Source organism: Myxococcus sp. CA056 (assembly GCF_013336715.1).
GTDB lineage: Bacteria > Myxococcota > Myxococcia > Myxococcales > Myxococcaceae > Myxococcus > Myxococcus llanfairpwllgwyngyllgogerychwyrndrobwllllantysiliogogogochensis.
Genome location: NZ_JABUMT010000014.1, coordinates 78,564 through 100,425, shown reverse-complemented (window position 1 = coordinate 100,425; position 21,862 = coordinate 78,564). Strand labels below are relative to the sequence as shown.

The following is a 21,862-nucleotide window of genomic DNA, read 5'->3' as shown; positions in this document are numbered from 1 at the left end:
GTTGCCAGCGGAGTTCCCGCAGCAGCGCAACCATTCCCATGCCTGGCGGCAGTCAGGCAAGAGACGCGCTGAAAGTGAAGGGTAAAAGCGACCGGGGAGGACCCTGGACGCATTGGAGTTTTCTTCATTCTCGGCTATCCGCCCGGCCTCTCACCAGCCAGGCGGGCCCAGAGTGACCTCTTTCACTCGGCGGCCGAGCGGGCCGGGCCGACTTCCAGCCCCAGCAGATGCTCCATCATCCGGTCCACCTGCTGCTCCCACGTCGTGCGCCGTACGCGCTCGGCGGCGCGGCTCCCAAGCCGGACGCGCAGGTCCCCGTCCATCACCGCCGTCCGCAGGCGCGCCAGCACCGAGCCCGGCGTCGGAGCGGCCAGCAGGCAGTTGCTCCCGTCCTCCAGCAGCCAGTGGTTGGCGCGGTTGTCGTTCGTCACCACCGTCATCCCGCACGCCATCATCTCCAGCGGCAGGTAGGACGGGTGCCGGGTGAACATGAAGCACAGCCCCACGTCACACTCTCGGTAGAGCGCCGCCGTACGCTCCGCGGGGAGCACGCCCAGATTTGTCACCAGGCCACGAACGCCATACGACTCCGGGTGCCACTCAGCTCCAGCTGTAACAATATCAACCGCCGGGCCCAGCTCGCGCTTGAGTCGTGTCAGCGCCGCGAGCCCCAGCTCGAAGCCGTTTCGCTCGTTGCCCGGACGTCCGTAGAAGAAGACACGCACGGGCCCCCGACGCGCGGGGCGCCGGTCATGAAAGAGCGCGCCATCCACCGCGGGCTCGAAGGCGAAGCCGTCCATGCCGTGCAGCGCCCGCACCGTGTCGCGCAGGCCCGGGGTGTTGAAGATGCCCTGGAAGCCCAGCTGGTACGTCTGCTCCGCCAGCGCGGACTGGGTGCCCGCCGCGAAGAACATGGGCTCGTAGTCCTGGACGAAGTACGTGCGCACACCCGCGCGTGGGTGACGCAGCACCTGGTAAACGGACGTCCAGTAGGTCGCGATGGCCATATCGCACGCGGGGAGCTGGTCCAGGTCCGCCGCGCCAGAGAGGACGCGGAAGGCGCCCGCCGCCTCCGGGAACACGGTGGCCGCGCGCGCCTCGAAGTCACCGGGGCTGGCCCCGGGCTTGTCGTACACGATGAAGTCGCTGCGCACACCGTGGCGTCGGTGCATCAGTTCCGCGAAGCGGAACAACGTGTGGATGCCCGCGTAGACGTGGCCGAAGGCGGGGATGAACCAGGACGCCGTGCGCACCTTGCCGCGTGAGCGCAGTGCGGCCAGCGCCGCCGGGGCCGTCGCACGCGACTCCTCCGCCTGCTCCGGCGTGAAGTCCAGCTCCCCCAGGTGCTCCACGAGGTGGCGCTGCGCGAGGGCCCGCGCCTCCATCGCCGCGTCCTGGGCGCTGGGCACGTCATGGGTCAGCGTGCGCAGGGCCAGCGTTTCACCCGTCTCCGCGTGCTGACGCAGCGTGCAGTCGGTGCCGAGCAACGAGAGGTTGGGGTTGTAGAAGGGGTCGCCCTTCTCGCCCAGCCAGGGGCGATAGGAGACATAGGAGCGCCAGTAGTCGGACTCCGGGACGGCATCCGCGCGACGACTGGCGGACTCGTGGTGGATGAGCCGCGCGTGCGGCGTGTACACCACCCGGAGCCCACGCTGGTTCAGCCGCAGGCCGATGTCCACGTCGCTGCCGCACACCTGGAAGCGCTCGTCGAAGCCCCCCAGTCCCTCGAAGACGTCTCGCCGGAAGATGACGCAGGCGCTGGTGACGGACAGCCAGTTGCGCGTCCAGTCGGTGTGGCCGAAGGGCGTGGAGATGGGGCCGTCCGGCAGGCGCCAGAAGGGATGCCCCGCCATGCCGGTGATGCCCACCACCGCCCCCGCGTGCTGCACAGTCCCCTCGGGGAAGAGCAGCTTGCACCCCACCGCTCCCACCTCCGGTCGCTGGGCCTGCGACACCAGCTCCTCCAGCCAGCCGGGGTCCACCACCTCCATGTCGTTGTTGAGGAAGAGGAGCAGTTCGCCGGTGGCCTGTTTCGCCGCCCAGTTGTTGATGGCGGGGTAGTTGAAGGGGAAGTCCCACGTCAGCTTCACCAGCCGGGGGTCCGTGAGCCGCTCCAGCAACGCGAAGGTCTCCGGCTTCGTGCTGTTGTTGGAGACCAGCAGCACCTCGAAGTGGGGGTACGTGGTGCGCGAGAGCAGCCCCGGCACCAGCAGCTCCAGCAGGTCCGGCCGGTCCTTGAACGGGACGATGATGGAGACCTTCGGCGTGCCCCTCACCGGGTAGCGCACCCGGTACTGGGCGGGCGCGGGGCTCGTCACCTCGGCCGACTCCGAGCGGCGCCCCAGGTGCTCCCGCAGCGCCCGCTCGCCCGCGTCCGTCGCCTGGGCCAACCCCGCCGCTTCGCCGGAGGAGGACAGCGGCCGGGAGCGACCGTGGTAGAGCACCTTCGCCACGTGGCCGATACCGCTCGTGGCCTCGCTCAACCGCAGCATCAGGTCGAAGTCCCACGAGTCGTCGAACCCATCGCGCACGCCCCCCACCGCCTCCAGCAGGCGCTTGCGCGCGACAAGGAAGTTGCGGACGTAGTTCACCGAGCGCAGCAGGTCGGGAGACCAGTCCGGCTTGAAGAAGGGAGCGGTGCGCCGCCCTTCCGTGTCCAGTCGGTCCTCGTCGCTGTAGACGACGCCGAGCGAGGGCTCCGCCGAGGTGGCCAGCACCACCTCCGCCAACGCGTGCGGCGCCAACGTGGCGTCGGGGTCCAGGAAGCCCACCCACTCGCCCGTCGCCACGGCCAGTCCCGCGTTCGTCGCCCGGGCCGAGCCCCCGTCGCGCTCCAGCGAGACGACCTGGATGCGCGCGTCCTGGGCCGCCGCCTCGCGCAACATCGCCGCGACATGAGGGGCCGTGCTGGCGTCATCCACCAGCACCCATTCCCAGTCGGGATACACCTGCGCCCGCACGGAGTCCGCGCACTCGCGGAAGACGGACTCGGGCGTGTCGGATACGGGAGTGATGAGCGACACCCGAGGCCGCGCCGTCAGTGACGAGAGGGCCTCGCGCGCCGCGCCGATATCCGCCGGCTCCCGGCGAGCACACCAGCCCTCGTAGTCTCCGAGTTCCGGTGGCCGGGGAGGAGGCGTGCGCGTCCCCAACACCCCCGCCAGCGCCAGCACCGCCTGCTCGTTGAAGCGCGTCTGTCGACGCAACAGCTCGGTCCACAGGGGCGCTCCCGCGCGCAGCGGCCGGGACATCGCCTCCGGCCGCAGCGGGTCATTGCGCTCGCACAGGTCCGCCACCCACTTCGCGCCCGTGGCCTCGTCCGGAGCCCGGGGCCCGGATGCGGCGACGACGGCCTCCACCATGGCCGCGTTCCATTCCGCCTGGCCTCGCAGCAACCCCTCCAACAGGGAGCCCGCCGCGGAGAGATAGGAGCGCTTGGCGGCCTGCACCAGAGAGCCTAGCGCGCCGGCCCGATGTGAGCGCTGCACCTTCCAGCGCGTCGGGTCGGCCTTGGGCTCGAGCTGCGCGCGCGCCCACGCCGACAGGTCCTCGCCGAGCCCCAGGGCGCGGTGCACCGTCAGGTACTCCAGCACCCGCACCACGGCCTTGTTGAAGTCCGCTTGCGGGCGGAGCGACTCGACGTGGAAGGGCTGCAGTCCCTCGATGAAGGCACGCTTGGTGGCCGTCACCACCTTGCCCAGGCGGGCGGCGCGGTGCGACTCCGGCACCGCGAACTCGTGGGGCACCGCCCACCGCGCGGCCTCCTGGAGCGGCGACAGCGCATGCGCGCCCTCTGGACGCGCGCGATGGAGGTGCTCGGTGAGCAGCCGCAGCGCGCCCTCCAGCGCCGTCACTTCTTCGCAGGCCTCGGGCAGGCAGGGGCGGCGCGAGTCCAGCAGCGCGCGCACCACCGCGACCATCCGAGCCAGGTCCCCCGCACCCGGCGCCGCATCGGGCGCCCCCGTGTCACCGGCGAGCTTCTCCAGCACTGTCTTCACCGCCGTACCTTCTCTCTCGTTCGCGTGCCGGCCTTACGGATACGCCCCCTCGCGACGCGAGCCCACCCGCCCCACTCAGGGATGACCCACGCCCGCGAGCGCGGGTACCACTGACACCGGGACGGACTCCACCACCCAGTGATGCACGGGGCGGAACACCCCGCGCTCCGCCACGGAGGAGTTCACCACGAAGGTGCAGGTCTCCCGGGACACGCCCCCGGCCGTGCGCGCCGTCACCTCGCACACGTAGGTCCCCGCCAGGAGCCCCAGGCGCTCCAGCACGAAGCGCACCCGCCCCGAGGCTGGCAGTTCCTTGGGCAACGACACCGACTCCACCCGGGTGCTCGTCTCGTAGAGCGGGCGCCCCTCCAGCGTCTGGAGCGCCACCTCGAACACCAGGTCCTCGTACGAACCCTGCGTCGTGAAGTCCACGCAGACCTCCACGGCGGCCTCGGGCGACAGCTGCGGGGCCACCTCCCCCGAGGGGCTCAACAACCGCAGGCCGGACAGGCGCACGGGCGCGTCCGCGCCGGGCACGTTCACCTGGGGCAGCGCGCCGCCGCCCTCGGTCAGCGCCGGGGGCGTGAAGACCACCGACTGGGCCTCGGCCAGGGCGATGGCCTGCTTGTACTCGGCGACGACCTCCGAGGGACGACCCACGCGGCGGATGTAGCCACCGTCAATCCACGCGGCCTCGTCACACCAGCGCTCCACGGTGCTCAAGTCGTGGGTGACCAGGACGATGGTCTTCCCGCGCTTCTTGAACTCCGTCATCTTCGCCATGCTCTTCTTGCTGAAGTGCTCGTCGCCCACGGCGAGAATCTCGTCGACGATGAGGATGTCCGGGTCCACGTGCGTGGCCACCGCGAACGCCAGCCGCATGTACATGCCGCTGGAGTACGTCCGCACCGGCTCGTCGATGAACTCACCCAGCTCGCTGAAGGCGATGATGTCATCCATCCGCTCGCGCACTTCCGCGCGCGACATGCCGAGGATGATGCCGTTGATGAGGATGTTCTCCCGGCCGGAGAAGTCCGGGTGGAACCCCGCGCCCAGGTCCAGCAGCGCGGAGATGCGGCCGTTGATCTCCATGACCCCGGAGGTCGGCGTGTAGATGCCGGTGATGAGCTTGAGCAGGGTGCTCTTGCCGGAGCCGTTACGGCCGATGATGGCGACCGTCTTGCCGCGAGGGATGCTCAGGTTGATGCCGCGCAGGGCGGTGATGAGACCACCCTCTCGGGGCTGGCGCTGGCCGCGCAACCAGCGCAGCAGCTCGGACTTGAAGGTCGTGTACTCGCCCCGGATGGTCCTCTTCCGGAAGCTCTTCACGACATCGCGCAAGACAATGGCGTCGAGGGGTTCCTGCATGGCGACGGCTCAGATGGACTCCGCGAACTCCTCGCGGCGGGATTCGAAGAGGATCGAGGCGCCCCAGAGCAGCGCCAGCGAGAAGAGGGCCAGTGCCGCCAGGGGCAGGGGGTCCGGCAACCGGTGCTCGTAGAAGATGGCCTGGTAGGAGAGCATCAGGCTGGACATCGGGTTCACCACCAGCACCGCCGTGCGGACCCTCTCGTCGAGGATGGTGGAGGCCTGGTAGAGCACCGGCGTGGTGAAGAACCACATCGTCAGGATGTTGCCGACGATGTGCTGCAAATCCCGGAACGTGACGTTGATGGCGGCCAGGATGTACGTCATCGCCAGCGTGAAGATGAGCTGGATGAGGACCACCACCGGGAAGGCGATGACGTGCCAGGTGGGGACCTGGCCGTGGAACAAGCCCAGCCCCACCATCAGTGGCAGCGACAGCAGGTAGTTGCTGAGGTTCGTCAGCACCACCGTCGTGGGCAGCACCTGCGCCGGGAAGCGCACCTTCGTCATCAGGTCGCGCCGGTCACTGATGGCGCTCGCCCCCGCGCCCAGCGACGAGGAGAACCAGATCCACGGCAGGAGCCCCACGAACATGAAGTACGAGTAGTTCGGGGTGCTCGCCCGCATCACCACGGTGAACAGCAGCGCGTACACCAGCATGTGCAGCGTGGGATTCAGGAACGTCCAGAGGAAGCCCAGAAACGAGCCGCGATAACGCGCCTTGAGCTCCCGCTGGACGAGGCTGAGCAGCAGGCCCCGGTATTGGTACAGTTCTCGGACGAGGCGAATCATGAGGGGGCCCTTCTATAGCAGGGCCCGGGTGGGAGCGAGGCCGGCAGATGGCCCCGCACGCATCACCACCATGACGCAACAGGGCCGTCCGCCCACCGCTCGGGCAGGCCCACCACGCGCGCCAGCACTCCCATCCCCCAGGGCAAGGAAGCGTTGTCCCAGACGCGCCGCCATGCGGGGTCGCCGAGGACAAGACAGTCATGCGTGTGATTGAGCCAAAACAAAAAGGCCCCCTGGTTTCCCAGGGGGCCTTCGTATTGGAGCGGGAAAAGGGATTTGAACCCTCGACCCTCGCCTTGGCAAGGCGATGCTCTACCGCTGAGCTATTCCCGCATCAGGTACTGCGACTTCCCTCTCGTCCGCGCCCCGCGTCGGCGCCGCGTCCGAAGTGAGGTGGGGTATACAGAGGCCCTCCGAACACGTCAAACACTTTTCGCAGCCGACGTTTCATCCCCTCGCTTCGCAAGCATGGCGAGGAACGCGCGGAAGTAGACGACGGCGCTCCAGACCGAGAACGCGCCAGACAAGTAGACGAGCACCTTGCCCACGAGGTTGTAGTCCACCGGCGTGCTGAACGAGCCGAGCGTCAGCGGGTGCACGTAGTGAACGCAGAGTGAAATGATGCCCACGAGCTGGAGGGACGTCTTCCACTTCCCCTCCTGGCCGGCGGCGATGACCATGCCCTCGCTCGCGGCGATGGTGCGCAGACCGCTGACGATGAGCTCGCGCGCGAGCAGGACGATGACGACCCACGCGGCGATGCGCCCCAGCCGCACCATCATCACCAGCGCGGCCATGGCGATGAGCTTGTCGGCCAGCGGGTCCATGAACTTGCCGACGACGGTGATGAGGTTCCACTTGCGCGCCAGGTAGCCGTCCACCACGTCGGTGATGGAGGCGACGGCGAAGACCAGGCCCGCGAAGAGGGAGTTGAGCGGGTCCGCGTCGTAGAGGAACCAGACGAACGGAGGGATGAGGAGGATGCGTCCCAACGTGAGCATGTTGGGGAGGTTCCAGAACTCCTGCACCAGCACGCTGGGCTTGCGCTCCGCGCGCCGGCGCGCCCGCTCCTCCCGCTTGCGCTGCTTCCGGGTCGCTCGGTCCGTGGCCATGGCGCGCTCTTCTAGCGAACCCCGAGGGCGATGAGGGCAAAACCTTCGCCCCCCAGTTCCACCGCGGTGCGCAGCGACTCGCCGGCGGGGGACTTGAGCAGGGGCACGACCCGGGGCGTCAGGTTGCCCTGCCAGCCCACCAGGTGCGTCAGGGGCACCGTCACCGGCGCATCCGGGCGCACCTGCACCGAGCGCAGCGGCCCCGGCAGGCTGAGCAGCACCTGTCCCTGCCCGCGCAGGTGGACCAGGTCCAGGTCCGGGGCGATGTCCGACGGCACCCGGCCATTCTCGAACATCACCGGCTCCTCGAAGGCGAAGACGTTCTCGTCCCGGAAGTAGGCCGAGTCCTCGCCCAGGTCCACCACGAGGAAGGTGCGGCGCTCGGCGGGCTCCAGGTGGAGCACCCCGTGCCCCTTCGCCCGGACCATCCGCGACGGCCCTTCGCCAAAGGGCTTGTCCGTTGCCCGTCCCCGGAAGCGCTTCATCTCCGGCTGGAACGCCAGCTGTCCCCGCAGCGCCACCACGCCATCCAACCGGGTCAGCAGCTCTCCATCGACCGCCACGCTGAAGCGCCCCTCGCCCAACACGAAGGGACGCCCTCCCCGCTCGTCATCCAGGGACAGCGAGGGCGCCAGCTCCGACAGCAGTGGCGCGGTGGACACCGGGGTCCCCGTCGCCTCCGGGGCGCTCGCGCCGGACACGCCTCGCCGAGGCGCGGCGGCGGCCTTCTCCGTCAGAGCGGCATCCGCGCCACGCGCGGCGACCTTGGTGAGCTGCAGCTTCGTGAGCGGCACCGGCGTCGGCACGGTGGCCGCATCCCGGGGCGCCTCGTCAGTGCTTGAAGTCGGAGCGGTGGCGGCGGGAGTCTCCTCCTCCAGGTCCACCGTCTCCTCGGGCGCGGCCGTGAGCACCGGGCCGCCCTCGCCGTCACTGTCGCTCAGCGCGCTGGGGCCCTCGTCCTCCGCGAAGCGGATCTCCTCATCCCTCGGCGCGGCGCCCACCGCGGGAGGCGGCGGAGCCACCTCGCGAGCGGGTGGAGGCACGGGGACCGGCGGAGGCATCTCCGGACGCGCGGGGGGCGACACGGGCGCGGGCGTGGGCCGGGAGTAGTTCTCCCCGGCGATGGCGCGCGACATCTTGTCCGCCATCTGGTCGCTGCCCGCGAGCAGGAAGTGCTCACGCGCGCGGCCGTACTCGCCCATCTGCGCCAGGGCGAGGCCCAGGTAGTTCTGGGCCTTCTGGTGCTCGGGCGACAGGTCCGTGGCCGTCTCGAACTCACGCACGGCGCGCTGGAGCGCGTTCGTCTTGAGATACACCAGGCCCAGGTTGACCCGCAGCGTCGGGTCCACCGGGTTGTCGCGCACCAGCATCTCGTAGAGCTCGGCCGCCCTGTCGAACAGGCCGAGCTTGAAGTAGCAGAGCCCCAGGAGGTTCTGCGCCTTCTCGTTGCGGGGTTGGAGCTGGTGGGCTCGCTCCAGGAACTCCTTCGCCTCGATGACCTTGTTGGCGGCCAGCAGCTCGCCACCGCGCTGGAGCTGCTGGAGGAACTCGTCGTCAGCGGGGCTCGTCTCCGCCCGCCCCTTCACGCGCGTCGTCATTCTGGGATGTGGGCTCGCGGGGACCGCTCTCGGCGGGCCGCTCGCGCTCCTTGTAGTGGTAGTAGAGCTGGAGCACCTTGCGGACGTACCCCTGCGTCTCCTCGTAGGGGGGCACCTTGCCGCCGTAGCGCTTCACCGCGTCTGGCCCCGCGTTGTAGGCGGCAATCATCTTCACCATGTCGCCGTCGAACATGTTGGCGAGCACGCGAAGGTAGCGCACGCCGCCCTCGATGTTGTCGCGCTCGTCGAAGATGTCCTTCACGTACATGTCCGACGCCGTCGCCGGCATCAGCTGCATCAGTCCGCTGGCACCCTTGTGGCTGAGGGCATTCTTATTGAAGTTGCTCTCCGCGTGCATGATGGCGCGAACGAGCGCGGTGGGGATGCGGTAGCGCAGCGCCGCCGCGGCGATGTGCGGGTCCAGGTCCGGCGGCGTGTTCTTGCGCCCCACCGCCGGCGAGTTCTTCGCGGGCGCCTGGGCAAACGAGCCCTTCATCTTCTTCGCCGCCTTGGAGCCGGAGGGCGGGACGTTCGTGTAGACGATGGTCCCGTCCTTCTCCACGTAACGGTAGATGGACTCGGACGCCCCCGCCCACGGCGGGAAGGCCAGCACGGCGAAGAGGCTGAGCGCGGGAATGGCACGCATATCGGCCCCCGAACCTTAGACACACGCAGGAAAGTCCTCAAGAAAACGCCTTGTTTCCGGCACTTACAGTCGTTAAGGCTGTCCGCCATGCCCCATCGGTTCGATTTCCTCGTCCTGGGAGGCGGCGTTGCGGGCCTCTCATTCGCCCTCCAGGCGGCCAGGCACGGCACGGTGGCCGTGCTGACCAAGCGCGAGCGAACGGAGAGCAACACCGCTTATGCCCAGGGGGGCATCGCCAGTGTGCTCGCCCCCACTGACAGCTTCGACGCCCACATCGAGGACACGCTCGTGGCCGGCGCGGGCCTGTGCCACCGGGACGCGGTGGAGGTGACGGTGCGCGAGGGGCCCGAGCGCGTACAGGGGCTGGTGACGCTCGGCGCGGAGTTCAACCGGCAGACCTCCGGCGAGTTCGACCTGACGCGCGAGGGAGGCCACTCCGCGCGCCGCATCATCCACTCGGGCGACATCACCGGTCGCGAGGTGCAGCGCGCCCTGCTGGCCGAGTGTGACGCGACCCCCAACATCACCTTCTTCGCCAACACCGCCGCCATCGACCTCATCCTGGACCGGCGTCAGCCCAGGCCGGGGACAAGCCGGTGCGTGGGGGCGTATGCGCTTCAGGAGAACGGAAGCATCGAGCGCTTCCTCGCGAAGGTGACGGTGCTGGCGACGGGCGGCGCGGGCAAGGTGTACCTGTACACGTCCAACCCGGATGTGGCGACGGGTGACGGCGTGGCCATGGCGTACCGGGCGGGCGCGCAGGTGGCGAACATGGAGTTCTACCAGTTCCACCCCACCTGCCTCTATCACCCGGAGGCCAAGAGCTTCCTCATCAGCGAGGCGCTGCGCGGCGAGGGCGGCAAGCTCAAGCTCAAGGGCGGGCAGACCTTCATGGAGCGCTATCACCCGCTGGGCGCGCTCGCCCCGCGCGACGTGGTGGCGCGCGCCATCGACGCGGAGATGAAGCGCACCGGCGACGAGTGCGTGTACCTGGACATGACGCACATGGGCCGGGCCTTCCTCACCGAACGCTTCCCCAACATCTACGCCACCTGCAAGGCGTTCAACATCGACATGGCGGTGCAGCCCATCCCCGTCGTCCCCGCGGCCCACTACCAGTGCGGCGGCGTGGTGACGGACCTGCACGGGCGCACCTCGGTGCCCGGCCTGTACGCCATCGGCGAGGTGTCCTGCACGGGCCTGCACGGCGCCAACCGGCTCGCCTCCAACTCACTGCTGGAGGGCCTGGTGTTCGGCCAGCGCGCCGTCAAGGTCGCCCAGGAGGAGCTGGCCTCCCTGTCCACGCCGGGCGAGGACCCACCAGCGTGGGACGCGGGCAGCGCGGTGGAGTCCGACGAGAGCGTCGTCGTCAGCCACAACTGGGACGAGATTCGCCGGCTCATGTGGAACTACGTGGGCATCGTCCGCACGGACAAGCGGCTGATGCGCGCGCGGCGCCGGCTGGAGCTGCTGCGCGAGGAGATTCGCGACTACTACTGGCGCTTCAAGGTGACTCGCGACGTCATCGAGCTGCGCAACATCGCCGACGTGGCGCTGCTCATCGTCGACTGCGCCAGCCGCCGCAAGGAGAGCCGCGGCCTGCACTTCACGCTCGACTACCCGCACCCCGACGACCACCACTGGCTGCGTGACACCACCCTTTCCCGGGAGCTGTGAGCGACATGTCCTCCGGACCGCGACACATCCTCGACGCACCGGGCTCCGGCCCTGAGCAGCGGGGAGGAGGCCATCCGTTCGGCACCCCGCCGCCGCCCCAGGCGCCTCAGCCCAAGCCGTGGGTCTGCTACGCCATCATCGGCATCTGCGTCGTGGTGTTCGGCCTGGAGGAGGCCGGTCAGCTCCCGTCGTTCAACTCGCGGGAGCTTCCGCTGGGCGCCCTGTATGGCCCCGCGGTGCAGGCCGGGCAGTACTGGCGACTGCTCGGAGCGGCACTCGAGCACGGCGGCATCCTCCACCTCGTGTTCAACATGTCCGTGGTGGTGACGCTGGGCTTCACGCTGGAGCGCGGCATCGGCAGCCTGCGCTTCCTCGGGCTGTCCCTCGTCACCGCGCTGGGTGCGTCCACCTTCTCGCTGCTCTTCAACTTCGACACACCCATGGTGGGTGCGTCGGGGATGATTCTGGGGTGGGCGGGCGCCATGCTGCCCATCGCCACGCGACAGGGACGCCGGGAGCTGGGCATCTGGCTGGTGCAGGTGGCGGTGCTCAGCCTGCTGCCCTTCGTGAGCTGGTCCGGGCACCTGGGAGGGTTCCTCTTCGGCCTGCCCTGTGGCGTGGCCCTGCGGCAGGGCCGGCAGGTGTACGCGCTCGCGCTGCCCATCATCCTGTTCCTCACGGCGCTGGTGGCCCTCTACGCGGCCCACCCCGAGCGGCACGGAGCGTTCTGACATGGACGTGCGCAGCATCTGCGTCTTCTGCGGCTCGCGGCCGGGCGCACGGCCCGAGTACGCCGAGGCGGCGACGGCCCTGGGCACCGAGCTGGGACGGCGCGGCATGACGCTCGTCTACGGCGGGGCGAGCGTGGGCCTCATGGGCACCGTGGCCGCCTCCACCCTGGCCGCGGGAGGCAAGGTGGTGGGCGTGCTGCCGCACTTCATGGGCGCGCGGGAGATTGCCCACCTGGGCCTCACGGAGCTCATCCGCGTGGACTCCATGCACGAGCGCAAGGCGCTGATGGCCTCACGCTCGGACGCGTTCCTCGCGCTGCCCGGCGGCTTCGGCACGCTCGACGAGCTCTTCGAAATCATCACCTGGGCACAGCTGGGCCTGCACCAGAAGCCCATGGGCCTGCTCGACACGCTCGGCTTCTTCCAGCCCCTGGTGACGCTCGCACGACACCTGGCCAACGAGGGCTTCGCGCCGCCGGAGCAGGCCCTGCCCTTCGCGGTGAGCGCGTCACCCCAGGAACTGGTGGACCGGATGCTCGACGGGCCCACGCTCACGGTGACGGAGAAGTGGCTGAAGCGCCCCGAGCAGACTTAAGCGACACGGGGCCGCGTGCTACTGCGCGGCCACCTTCATCTCCGCCTGCCCCAGCGACGAGGCGAGGCGGAACATCACCTGCTCCGTACCAGGGGGAATGACGAGCTGCCCGGTGGACATCACCGTGGGGAACTGCACCTCGTAGCCGACCCAGAAGACGCTGGTGTACGGGTAGTAGGCGCGCATCTCCAGGTCCGCGCGGCCCAGCCGGCGGATGCGCACCGGCGTCACCTCGCCCGCGGGCGTCACCAGCGCCATGCGCCAGATGGTCTTCTTGAAGTCGAAGTCGAGGTACCGGTAGTCGTTGACGTGCACGCCCAGGAAGAACTCGTGCACCTGCCCGGCCTCGGTGCGCTCCTCGGAGAGCAGTTGCTCCACCTTGGGAGGCGGCAGCACCTGGAAGGCCGCCTGCCGCTTCACCCGCGCCTCGCGGAACGCCATCGACTGGAGCGTCACCCCGGCGAAGAGGCGGGTGTCGAAGCCGTCGTAGATTTGCTGCTGGCCCGAGTACTTGTCGAGCAGGGCCCGGTAGGCCGCTTCCGCGTTCTCGTCGTGCAGCGTGGGGGCCTGCTCGCCGATGGTGGGAGGCGTGGTGGAGCAGCCGGACAACAGGCCCAGCAGCGCTCCCGTCGCGAGAAGCTTCTTCACGGAATGAAGTCCTTGCGGGTGAACAGCGTGGTGAGCCGGTGGCCCGCGGCCTCCACCGCTTCGCGTCCCCCCTCCAGTCGGTCCACCAGGGCGAACGCCCCCAGCACCGTCAGTCCCTCGGATTTGGCCCGCTCAATCGCCTTGAGCGTGGAGCCACCCGTCGTCACCACGTCCTCGACGATGGCCACCTTCGCGCCCGCGCCCAGCCCGCTCAGGCCTTCAATCCACTGGCCGGTGCCGTGGCCCTTGGGCTCCTTGCGGACGATGAACGCGGCCAGCGGATAGCCAGACAGGTAGCCGGTGAGGCTCACCGCGGACGCGAGCGGATCCGCGCCCAGCGTCAGTCCGCCCGCGCCCACCGCCTCGGGCGCCTCGCGGCGGATGGCCTCCAGGAAGAGCCGGCCGATGAGGAAGTGTCCTTCGGCCAGGAGCGCGGTGCGCTTGCAGTCGATGTAGAAGTCCGACTCCTTGCCAGAGGAGAGCACCACGCGACGGCGCTCGAAGGAACGCTCGGTGAGCAGCTCCAGCAGCCGGGCCCTGTCACGGGCGAACAAGTCGGACATCACTTCAACCCCTCCAGGTACGCCACCAGCTCGGAGGAGTACCGCAGTTGCATCAGCAGCTCCGCTCGGCGCGACTCATCCAGCGAGGTGAACACGTCCGCCAGCAGCGAGAGTTCCTGGTTGATGGTCCCCAACCGCTGCGACACGTCCGCCGCCAGCTCGTCGGCGTCGACCTCTTCTTCCACGCCCTCGGGTGCCAGCTCATCATCGGTGGCAAGCGCCTTGGCGAGCATGTCGGCCACGGCGGCGCTCAGCCGGCCCTGGGCTTCCAACTGGTCGCGCTTGGCCTCCAACACCTCGGGGCCCACCGGCGTGGCGTGGATGGCCTCCGCCAGCGACATGAGGAGCGCGTCCTCATCCGACAGGTCCGTGTGCACGCGCGCCTGCACCGCGTCCCGCTTGAGGAAACGCAGCGCGGCCACGCGCCGGAAACCGCACACCAGCTGGTAGCTCTCTCCGCCCCGGGGACGCACGTCCACCGGGAACAACTGCCCCAGCCGGGCGATGTCCGTGGCCAGCCCGGACACGTCACCCTCCGGACGCAGCCGGTACGCCGACTCGTCCTCGAGCCGCTCCAGTGGCATCAGCACCGTCACCACCCGGCCGGCGAGACGCTCCTCCGGCGCGGCCAGCAGTTCGGGTCCCGACTCTTCCTCGTCGGCGGCACCCGACTCCTGCCCCTCGGAAGCCGCTGTCTCGGAGACACCGGACTCCACCCCGGCGGAAGCTTCCGTCCCGGACCGAGCCTCGGGGGAGGCAGTCCCCTCGGGGGCGGATGGCTCCTGCCCGGGCGCGTCATCGAGCCGCGACTCCGGCGGACGCTCCCCTTCGGACACTCCCGACTCCGATGTGGACTTCACCTGCGACTCTTCCAACACACCCACCGACGACTCCATGGCCCGCTCCGGTTCACCCGAGACGGGTGCTCCTTCCGCGGCGACACCCTGAGACTCCACCGAGCCTCCTTCCGGGGACACAGCCCCCGCATCCGTCGCGGTGACGGGGGCGGACTCCCCTTCCCCACCTTCGACGCGCGTCAGCTCCCGCGGCGCGGGCTCGCCCGGCGCGGAGTCCTGGGACCCACCGTCGCTCCGCGCCGAAACAGCCTCGGGCGTGGACGTCGAGCCACCTTCCGGAGAACCCGGCATCCCATCCTCTCCGTCAACCCTGTGCTCGGCGTCCATGGTGGCACCCCTGGTCTACCCACTCCCGCGCCACCGACTCCGGCGGCGCGGGAAGCGAGCTCTAGCGGGTCTTCTTCTTCACCACGACCTTCTTCTTGGCGCCAGCACCCAACGCGAAGGGCGTTGGCGGCTCGGCAGAAGCAGGCTGCTCCACGGGCGGGGCTACCGGACGCGTCTCGGCCCGGGGGGGCGGAGGCGGCGGCAGCGGCTTGCTCGCGGGACGGGCGGGCGCGGTGGGCGCCGGCGCGGGGCGCGCGGTCGCCGCGGGAGGCATGGGGCGCGCGGGAGGCGCGCTCGGACGCGCGGGAGGGGCGCTCGGGCGGGCAGGCGTCGCGGTGGGCCGCGTCACCGGAGCGGCGGGACGCGCCACCACGGGGCGCTCCGACGGCAGACGGCCGGGCTCCACGTCACCCATGTCCACGCGGCCGCGGAAGCTGGCGCCGTCCACGATGATGACGCGCGGTGCGTGGATGTCACCCACCATGCGTCCTTCGCGGGTCAGCTCCACGCTCTCGGTGGCGTTGATGTTGCCCACCACCACGCCGCTGACGATGGCGTTGCGCACCGCCACGTTGGCCTTCACCACGCCCGACGGCTCCACGATGAGGGTTCGGCTGAGCGTCAGCTCGCCCTCGACGCGGCCCCGGACGGTGAGGTCCTCATCGCCCGTCAACCGACCGCTGATGAGGATGGAAGGCCCCACCACGGTGTTGTTGACGTCGTTGTTACCGCTCAACTCCTTCGGGGTGGCCACGAATCAGCGCTCCTTCATGTCCATGTCGACGTTGCCCTTGAAGGAGGCACCATCGGCGATGAGGATGCGGGGCGCCTTGATGTCGCCCACGACACGGCAGTCCGTCTTCAGCTCGACCTTGTCGCTGGCGACGATGTTGCCCGTCACCCGGCCGGCGATCTCCACGTTCTGCGTTTCGATGTCCGCCTCGACGACGCCACTGCCCTCGACGTAGAGGCTCTCCTTGAGGGAGATTTTCCCCTTCACGGTGCCCTGGATGACCAGGTCCTCGTCTCCGGAAATCTCTCCGTCGATGACGATGCTCGAACCAATGACCGTATTCGCCATGAGTGTTGTCCGCCCTCTAGAAAGGTGTGTGCCGCGCCGTCAGCGCCGCGGCGTGAGCTTCAGATGTCGTCTGGCAGCCGGACGTCCATCTCGATGGAGCCGTTGAACACGGCGCCATCCTCGATGACGATGCGAGGCGCCTTGATGTCGCCGGCCACCTTGGCCGAAGCGTTGATGGCCACGCGAGTCGAGGCGTCGATGTTGCCGCTCGCCTCGCCGTTGATGGTCAACTCCTCGGCGCGGATGTCCGCCTGCACCTTGCCGGTGCTCTCGATGGTGAGGTGGTTCTTCAGGGCAATCTGCCCCTCCACCCGTCCCTCGATGACAAGGTCCCCACCGCCCGTGAGGTTCCCCTTGATGACGATGCCCTTACCGATGATGCCCGTTTCACCCGTTGCCATGCGGTGACCTCACCCAGAGCCCGCTCCTTCCGAGGAGCCGAGCGCTTTGATTATGTCAGAGATGCGCGGAGATCCAGCCGGAGATATCCCGGAACACCTCGGCGCGCCCCACCTCGTTGAGCGGCTCGTGCCTCATGCCGGGGTACTCCTTGAACTTCTTGTCCGCCGAGCCCGCCGTCTCGAAGAACACCCGCGCCGCCGCCGGCGCCGCCACCCCGTCCTCGGCTCCGCAGAGCACGAACAGCGGGACTTGAATCTTCGGCGCCAACAGCATCGCCTCCGCCTGGGCCTTCGTGGACTCGATGAACCAGCGAGGCGTGGCGATGGACAGGTAGAGCGGGTCCTCCCGGGTGGCGCGCTGCACCTCCGGGTCCTTGGTGAGGGCTTCGATCTTCAGTCCGGAGGCCAGGCCCAGCCACGGCACCAGCGAGCCCACCGCGCGCGCCGCCATCACCTTCACGGCGGGCGGGGTCAACGCCAGCTTGAAGTACGGGCCCGACATGACCAGCCCGGACAGGCCCTCCACCTTGCGGCCACCGGCCCAGTGCGCCGCCATCAGCCCGCCATGGCTGTGGCCGAGCGCGAACGTCTTCTTGCCACCGGCCGCGCCGCGCACCCGCTCCCAGAAGACCTCCAGGTCGTCCACGAAGTACTGCCACTTCTCGCTGTAGGCGCGGCGGCCCTCCGCGCGGCCATGGCCCCGGTAGTCGAAGCCGTGCACCGCGAAGCCGTCCGCCAGCAGCGCGTCCGTCACGTACTGATAGCGGCCGAAGTGGTCGCCATAGCCGTGCACCACCGCGACATGCGCTCGCGGTTCGGCGTCGGGAAGATGCGTCTTCCAGAAGAGCCGCGTCCCATCCCGGCCAGTGAAATAGCCCTCGTCGTGGCGAGCCATAGGCCCAGCAACTTAGCGGCCCGCCGCACCCATGGATAGCGCCTTGAGCTTGCGCTCCAGCACCTCCCGCTGCCCCGGGGGCTCGGCGGACTCGGGGTCCAACGACAGCACCTCCAGCGCCCGGCGCCACGCACCCGCCGCATCCGCGCTCCGAGCCGCGCGCTGGTAGGCATCCCCCAGGTGCTCGAGGATGACCGGCTCGTCGGGCGACAGCGACGACGCGCGCTCCAGCGCCTCCACGGCGCGCGGGTAGTCCCCCCGCCGGAAGTACACCCAGCCCAGGGAATCCAGGAAGGCGCCGGTGTCTGGGCGCAGCTCCAGCGCGCGGAGCACCAGCCGCTCCGCCTCGTCCAGGTCCCGGCCCGTCTGCGCCAGCAGGTAGCCCAGGAAGTTGAGGGCCGCGGCATGGTCCGGCTCCACCTCCAGCACGGCCCGCATGCGCGCCTGCGCGCCTGCCACGTCCCCCTGGCGTTCGAAGGCGGCGCCCTGCACGTACAGCAGGGCCTGGTCCTTCGGTGCGCGCGCCACGGCCTCGCGCAAAAGGGACAGGGCCTCCGCGCCCCGGTTCTGGCGCTGCAGCGTTCCGGCGAGCGCGTCGTAGAGCGAGGCGGAAGGCCCCTGTGCCAGCCCTTCCTTCAGCACGGACTCGGCTCGCGCGGGCGCCCCTCCCCGCTCCAGCGCGCGGGCGTACTGCGCGCGAATCTCCAGGTCCGACGGGGCTTGCTGAAGCGCGGCGCGCAGCAGCGCGAGGGCCCGGGGATGCTGCCCCGCGAGCGACAGGCACCGGGCACGGCGCACGCGGGCATCCGCGAAGACGTCCGCGCTCTCGGGCACTCCCGCGAAGGCCTCCGCGGCGTCGGCGAAGCGCCGCATCCGCTCGTGCACCAGCCCCGCGTAATAGGCGAGCCGGGGCTCATCGCCGCTGGCCGCGCGAGCAGACTCCAGCACCTCCACGGCGGCGGTGTGCTCACGCTCGGCCAGGTAGCTGAAGGCCACCCGCACCGCGGTCTCCGGCTCTCCGGAGAGGGACAGGAGCCGGTCGAAGTACGCCCGGGCCCGCACCACGGAGCCCGCCTTCAGCGCCGAGCGGCCCGCGGCCAGCAGCACTTCCTGGCTGTCCGGCTCGTGCTCCAGGGCCCGGGCCAGCGTCTCCTCGGAGCGCGCGGGCCGCCCCGTCTCCTCGTACAGCTTCGCCAGCGTGCCCAGCACCTCCACGTCACCGGGGTCCCTGGAGGCGGCCTCCGTCAGCAGCCGCTCGGCCCGGTGGGTGTCTCCGCGCTCGGCCAGGGCCAGCCCCAGGCGCCGGTATCCAGAGGCCTCGCCCGGCAATGCTCGCGCGAGGGACTCCACCACCTTCACCGCCTCGGCGGGGGAGCCCGACTCCAGGTAGAGCTGCGCGAGGACGAGGTAGGCCTCGGGCTCGCGAGGCTTGAGCGACATGGCCCGGCGCAGGTGCAGGCGGGCGCGGGTGAAGCGGCCCGACTCCAGCAGCACGCGCCCGAGCAGGACGTGGGCCGGGTAGTACGCGGGAGCACGCTCCACGGCGCGGCGCAGCTCCCTCTCCGCCTTGTCCAGGTCTCCAAGCCGGGCGTACTCCTCCGCCAGGCGGGTGAGCAGCAGCGGGTGTCCGTCATCCGTGGCCAGGGCCAGGCGCAGCGCGTCCACCGAGCCGCGGTGGTCCCCCGCATGGTGCAACAGCCGCGAGCGCAGGTAGTGGGAGTAGCTGGCCGACGAGGAGAAGGCCCCTTCGTCCGTGGCCGCCGCATCCATGGCCTCTTTCATCGCCTCCCGGTCCACGCGCGGGCGGCGGGACGGGGGCGCCGCCGCGAGGGCACCAGGCCCCCACAGGGCGGCGAGCAGGACGACGGCGAGGAGGCGAGAGGGGCTCACGCAAGACGAAGTCTAGCGCGGCCCCGAGCGCCGTGCAGGTGCCTCAGCCCTCCGCGGGAGGTGGGGCCCCCAGCTTCTCCAGCAGCTTCTCCACCGGGTCGCTGTCCTGGCTCACGTCCGCCACCGCCGAGCGGTACTCGGTGTCCGTCGCCTTCTCCACATCCGGCATCAGCCGGCCGATGACGGTGCGAGCGGCCTCCGCGTTGCACTCGGGCAGGACGACGACGAAGACGCCCCCGCCCAGGTGGGAGATGGCATCCGGGTGACGCACCCGCTTGCGCATGACGTCCGCGATGTTGCCGGGAACGGGCTCCACCGGACGTTCCGGCCGCAGCACCGCCAGGCTCAGGGCCCGGTGGTAGCGACGGCTGCGCGCCAGCTCCTGCTCCAGTCGCAGCAGCAGGCCTCGCCGGTCATGCAGCCCCGTCGTCGGGTCGCTCCCGGTGCGACGCTGCAGCGGCGACCCCGAGCGCTCCTGCTGCTCGCGCTCGCCCTGCCGTAGCTTGAGCGCGCGGTCCGTGCGGTTGAGCAACTCCACCGCGTTGAACGGCTTGCTCATGTAGTCCACCGCGCCCAGGTTGAGCGCGCGGACCTTCTCCGCGACCCCCTGGTGCGCGGACAGCAGGATGACGGGGATGTGCGCCGTGTCGGACGACGACTTCAGCGCCATGGCCGCATCCAGCCCGTCCAGCTTGGGCAGGAAGACGTCCATCACCACCAGGTCCGGCCGCTGCGCGCGCGCCCGGGCCAGTCCCTCCGCTCCATCTCTCGCCACCTCCACGCGGTACTTCGAGCGCAGCACCTCCGACAACACGGCGGCGATCTCCGGCTCGTCCTCCACCACGAGGACGCGCGGCTGCTCGTGCACGCTGGTCGCCGCGACGGGCGGACGCGGATTGCGCGGCGCCTCCTGCGCGAGCGGCAGGGTGAAGACGAACAGACAGCCATGCTCCGGCGGGCTCTCCGCCCAGATTTCCCCGCCGTGCAGCTCCACGAACTCCTTGCAGATGGCGAGCCCCAGCCCGGTGCCCTTGCCACCGTGGCGGTAGCGGTCGAACACCAGGTGCAGCTCGTCCTGCGGAATGCCGACGCCGTCGTCCTGCACGCACACCTTCGCCGCGTCACCGTCGGGACGTCCCAGGCGCCGGGTGGACACGACGACTTCGCCCGCGTCCCGCGCATGGTGGATGGCGTTGGTGATGAGGTTCTGCAGCACCTCGTGCAGCTTCACCTCGTCGCCGATGAGCATCAGGCTGTCGGGGCAGTCCGCCCGCAGCGACACGCCGCGCTCGGCGGCGAGAATCTCCAGCTCGTTGACGGCGTCGCGGCACAGCTGCGCCACGTCCAGCACGCGAGGCTCGATGGACAGCCGCGCCGCCTCGCCCTTGCCCTTCTCCAGCAGCGATTCGACGAGGCCGAGGATCTTCTTGCCCTGGCGAATCATCGCCTCGGCGGACTGCTTCTGCTGGGACTCCAGCGGACCTTCCAGCAACAGCCGGCCGTGCCCCAGCAGCACCTGGAGCGGGGCGCGCAGGTCATGGCTCACCACCGCGATGATCTCATCCTTGAGGCGGTTGAGTTCCTTGAGCCGGCGGTTGGCCTCGAGCAGCTCGTGGTAGCGCTCCACGTAGGCCATCTCCAGGTCTTCGCGCTTCTTCTTCACCGCGGTGTGCAGCCTGGCGTTGCGGATGGAGTTGGCCAGCACACCGGCCACGGCCTGGGTGAACTCCTGCTCGTCGCGACCGAAGGACGCGTCCATGCGCGAGACGCGCAGGAACAGCGCGCCCAGCAGGTCGTCCTGACAGATGAGCGGCTGCACGAGGATGGACTTCACGCCCAGCGGGACGAGGGACGTGCGCACCTCCGCCATGAGCGGATCTCGCTGCGCCTCCTCGATGAGCACCGGCTCTCGCGTCTCCAGCGCGCGGCGCAGCTCCGGATAGCGCGCCACTTCGATATCCAGTTGCACGAGGCTCGGGTCCTCCTGCGTGGCCACCACCCGGCCCGTGCGGGCATGGCTGCCCTCCACCAGCACCACCGAGCACCGGTCCGTCCCGGTGACACGCCCCACCTTGTCCACCGCGATGCGGAGGATCTCCTCCAGCTCCAGCGAGCTGGTGGCCGCCTGGGTGATTTCCAGCAGCATCCCCATGCGCAGGCGGACGCGCTCCTCGCGGTCCCTCAACCGGCCGGCCCGCAGCGCGGCCTCCAGGCGGGGCACCACCTCGTCGGCGCCGCGAATCCAGTCGTCCACGGCCAGGCGCTTGAAGGCCTCCGCGGACCGGCTGCGCCCCAGGTCCACCAGCACCGGCAACCGCTGAAGGCGCTCCACCCGACGCAGGGACTCCAGCAGCTCCGCCGCGCGCTTCGCCGTCACCGACAGCAGGACGACCTCCGGCTGCAGCGAATCCGCCACCTCCGCGAGCCCGCTCTCCCGTTCGGCCGACGCGCAGTGGTAGCCGCTCGCGGTCAGCCGCTCCATCAAGGCGTCGCCGGACTCCTTCCCGGCCACCACCAGCACGCGTCCCCGCTGATCCGCCTGCATCTCGACTCTCACAGTGAACCTCTCGCCAACCGGGCCCGGACCAGGACTCGATGGGGAGGCTGCAAAAACCCGTTGAGTGCGTAAGGGTTCATGGTTCGGATCCCGATCATGCCGCTGATCACGTCCGTGGGCCAGAGC

General features: G+C 69.9%; 18 protein-coding genes and 1 tRNA gene. 3 read left to right on the top strand and 16 right to left on the bottom strand.

Annotated features, from left to right (window positions below; all coding sequences use genetic code 11):
- Positions 1-182: 182 nt before the first annotated feature.
- From HUA76_RS36405 to HUA76_RS36375, 7 genes are all read right to left on the bottom strand, one after another.
- Positions 183-3,998 carry a glycosyltransferase gene (locus tag HUA76_RS36405; RefSeq protein ID WP_371823566.1) on the bottom strand — a complete coding sequence of 1,272 codons (3,816 nt, stop codon included), beginning with the start codon at positions 3,996-3,998 and terminating at the stop codon, positions 183-185.
- Between the two features lie 75 nt (positions 3,999-4,073).
- Positions 4,074-5,366, bottom strand: a complete 1,293-nt coding sequence (locus tag HUA76_RS36400; protein WP_141648700.1) for an ABC transporter ATP-binding protein — start codon at positions 5,364-5,366, stop codon at positions 4,074-4,076.
- A gap of 9 nt (positions 5,367-5,375) precedes the next feature.
- Positions 5,376-6,158 (bottom strand): ABC transporter permease, encoded by a 783-nt coding sequence (locus tag HUA76_RS36395; RefSeq protein ID WP_141648699.1) that lies wholly within the window; start codon positions 6,156-6,158, stop codon positions 5,376-5,378.
- A 258-nt stretch (positions 6,159-6,416) separates the two neighbouring features.
- Positions 6,417-6,491 (bottom strand) — tRNA-Gly (locus HUA76_RS36390).
- Between the two features lie 89 nt (positions 6,492-6,580).
- Entirely contained in the window at positions 6,581-7,270 is a 690-nt protein-coding gene (gene pgsA, locus HUA76_RS36385; protein ID WP_141648698.1) for a CDP-diacylglycerol--glycerol-3-phosphate 3-phosphatidyltransferase, read from the bottom strand.
- A gap of 11 nt (positions 7,271-7,281) precedes the next feature.
- A complete protein-coding gene (locus HUA76_RS36380; RefSeq protein WP_174463451.1) occupies positions 7,282-8,868 on the bottom strand; it encodes a tetratricopeptide repeat protein in 1,587 nt (528 codons plus the stop codon).
- On the bottom strand, positions 8,825-9,514 hold the full coding sequence (locus tag HUA76_RS36375) for a lytic transglycosylase domain-containing protein (RefSeq protein ID WP_141648696.1): 690 nt from the start codon (positions 9,512-9,514) through the stop codon (positions 8,825-8,827). The genes HUA76_RS36380 and HUA76_RS36375 overlap by 44 nt, the downstream gene beginning before the upstream one ends.
- An 87-nt stretch (positions 9,515-9,601) precedes the next feature.
- Between HUA76_RS36375 and nadB the strand changes: the two genes are divergently transcribed.
- The 3 genes from nadB to HUA76_RS36360 are packed head-to-tail and all read left to right on the top strand — an operon-like array spanning position 9,602 to position 12,517.
- Positions 9,602-11,191, top strand: a complete 1,590-nt coding sequence (nadB, locus tag HUA76_RS36370) for an L-aspartate oxidase (protein ID WP_174455831.1) — start codon at positions 9,602-9,604, stop codon at positions 11,189-11,191.
- A 5-nt stretch (positions 11,192-11,196) separates the two neighbouring features.
- Positions 11,197-11,922, top strand: coding sequence for a rhomboid family intramembrane serine protease (locus tag HUA76_RS36365; RefSeq protein WP_174463450.1), 726 nt, complete (start codon positions 11,197-11,199; stop codon positions 11,920-11,922).
- Position 11,923: 1 nt separating this feature from the next.
- Positions 11,924-12,517, top strand: a complete 594-nt coding sequence (locus HUA76_RS36360; protein ID WP_174463449.1) for a TIGR00730 family Rossman fold protein — start codon at positions 11,924-11,926, stop codon at positions 12,515-12,517.
- A gap of 18 nt (positions 12,518-12,535) precedes the next feature.
- On the opposite strand, the gene HUA76_RS36355 is transcribed toward HUA76_RS36360, so the two are convergent.
- The 9 genes from HUA76_RS36355 to HUA76_RS36315 form a co-directional block, all read right to left on the bottom strand.
- Complete coding sequence (locus tag HUA76_RS36355; RefSeq protein WP_174455834.1) at positions 12,536-13,165, bottom strand: hypothetical protein; 630 nt, start codon at positions 13,163-13,165, stop codon at positions 12,536-12,538.
- Complete coding sequence (gene pyrE, locus HUA76_RS36350) at positions 13,162-13,728, bottom strand: orotate phosphoribosyltransferase (protein ID WP_141648692.1); 567 nt, start codon at positions 13,726-13,728, stop codon at positions 13,162-13,164. The genes HUA76_RS36355 and pyrE overlap by 4 nt, the downstream gene beginning before the upstream one ends.
- Positions 13,728-14,876: a ParB N-terminal domain-containing protein gene (locus HUA76_RS36345; protein ID WP_254614712.1), complete on the bottom strand. Its 1,149-nt coding sequence runs from the start codon at positions 14,874-14,876 to the stop codon at positions 13,728-13,730. Before HUA76_RS36345 ends, pyrE begins: the two co-directional genes overlap by 1 nt.
- A gap of 97 nt (positions 14,877-14,973) precedes the next feature.
- Positions 14,974-15,666, bottom strand: a complete 693-nt coding sequence (gene bacP / locus HUA76_RS36340; RefSeq protein ID WP_174455836.1) for a bactofilin BacP — start codon at positions 15,664-15,666, stop codon at positions 14,974-14,976.
- 3 nt (positions 15,667-15,669) lie between these two features.
- A complete protein-coding gene (locus HUA76_RS36335; protein ID WP_002636698.1) occupies positions 15,670-15,993 on the bottom strand; it encodes a polymer-forming cytoskeletal protein in 324 nt (107 codons plus the stop codon).
- Positions 15,994-16,052: 59 nt separating this feature from the next.
- Positions 16,053-16,394 (bottom strand): bactofilin BacN, encoded by a 342-nt coding sequence (gene bacN, locus HUA76_RS36330; RefSeq protein WP_141648417.1) that lies wholly within the window; start codon positions 16,392-16,394, stop codon positions 16,053-16,055.
- Positions 16,395-16,449: 55 nt separating this feature from the next.
- Positions 16,450-17,289, bottom strand: a complete 840-nt coding sequence (locus tag HUA76_RS36325) for an alpha/beta hydrolase (RefSeq protein WP_141648418.1) — start codon at positions 17,287-17,289, stop codon at positions 16,450-16,452.
- A 12-nt stretch (positions 17,290-17,301) separates the two neighbouring features.
- Positions 17,302-19,179 (bottom strand): tetratricopeptide repeat protein, encoded by a 1,878-nt coding sequence (locus HUA76_RS36320; protein WP_174463447.1) that lies wholly within the window; start codon positions 19,177-19,179, stop codon positions 17,302-17,304.
- Positions 19,180-19,222: 43 nt separating this feature from the next.
- Entirely contained in the window at positions 19,223-21,724 is a 2,502-nt protein-coding gene (locus HUA76_RS36315) for an ATP-binding protein (protein WP_141648420.1), read from the bottom strand.
- Between the last annotated feature and the right edge of the window lie 138 nt (positions 21,725-21,862).

What these genes read in the sequence shown, in the direction of transcription:
- HUA76_RS36400 (WP_141648700.1), bottom strand. Translation starts at nt 5,366, where the DNA reads ATGCAGGAACCCCTCGACGCCATTGTCTTGCGCGATGTCGTGAAGAGC.
- HUA76_RS36395 (WP_141648699.1), bottom strand. Translation starts at nt 6,158, where the DNA reads ATGATTCGCCTCGTCCGAGAACTGTACCAATACCGGGGCCTGCTGCTC.
- pgsA (WP_141648698.1), bottom strand. Translation starts at nt 7,270, where the DNA reads ATGGCCACGGACCGAGCGACCCGGAAGCAGCGCAAGCGGGAGGAGCGG.
- HUA76_RS36380 (WP_174463451.1), bottom strand. Translation starts at nt 8,868, where the DNA reads ATGACGACGCGCGTGAAGGGGCGGGCGGAGACGAGCCCCGCTGACGAC.
- HUA76_RS36375 (WP_141648696.1), bottom strand. Translation starts at nt 9,514, where the DNA reads ATGCGTGCCATTCCCGCGCTCAGCCTCTTCGCCGTGCTGGCCTTCCCG.
- nadB (WP_174455831.1), top strand. Translation starts at nt 9,602, where the DNA reads ATGCCCCATCGGTTCGATTTCCTCGTCCTGGGAGGCGGCGTTGCGGGC.
- HUA76_RS36365 (WP_174463450.1), top strand. Translation starts at nt 11,197, where the DNA reads ATGTCCTCCGGACCGCGACACATCCTCGACGCACCGGGCTCCGGCCCT.
- HUA76_RS36360 (WP_174463449.1), top strand. Translation starts at nt 11,924, where the DNA reads ATGGACGTGCGCAGCATCTGCGTCTTCTGCGGCTCGCGGCCGGGCGCA.
- pyrE (WP_141648692.1), bottom strand. Translation starts at nt 13,728, where the DNA reads ATGTCCGACTTGTTCGCCCGTGACAGGGCCCGGCTGCTGGAGCTGCTC.
- HUA76_RS36345 (WP_254614712.1), bottom strand. Translation starts at nt 14,876, where the DNA reads ATGCCGGGTTCTCCGGAAGGTGGCTCGACGTCCACGCCCGAGGCTGTT.
- HUA76_RS36335 (WP_002636698.1), bottom strand. Translation starts at nt 15,993, where the DNA reads ATGGCGAATACGGTCATTGGTTCGAGCATCGTCATCGACGGAGAGATT.
- bacN (WP_141648417.1), bottom strand. Translation starts at nt 16,394, where the DNA reads ATGGCAACGGGTGAAACGGGCATCATCGGTAAGGGCATCGTCATCAAG.
- HUA76_RS36325 (WP_141648418.1), bottom strand. Translation starts at nt 17,289, where the DNA reads ATGGCTCGCCACGACGAGGGCTATTTCACTGGCCGGGATGGGACGCGG.
- HUA76_RS36315 (WP_141648420.1), bottom strand. Translation starts at nt 21,724, where the DNA reads ATGCAGGCGGATCAGCGGGGACGCGTGCTGGTGGTGGCCGGGAAGGAG.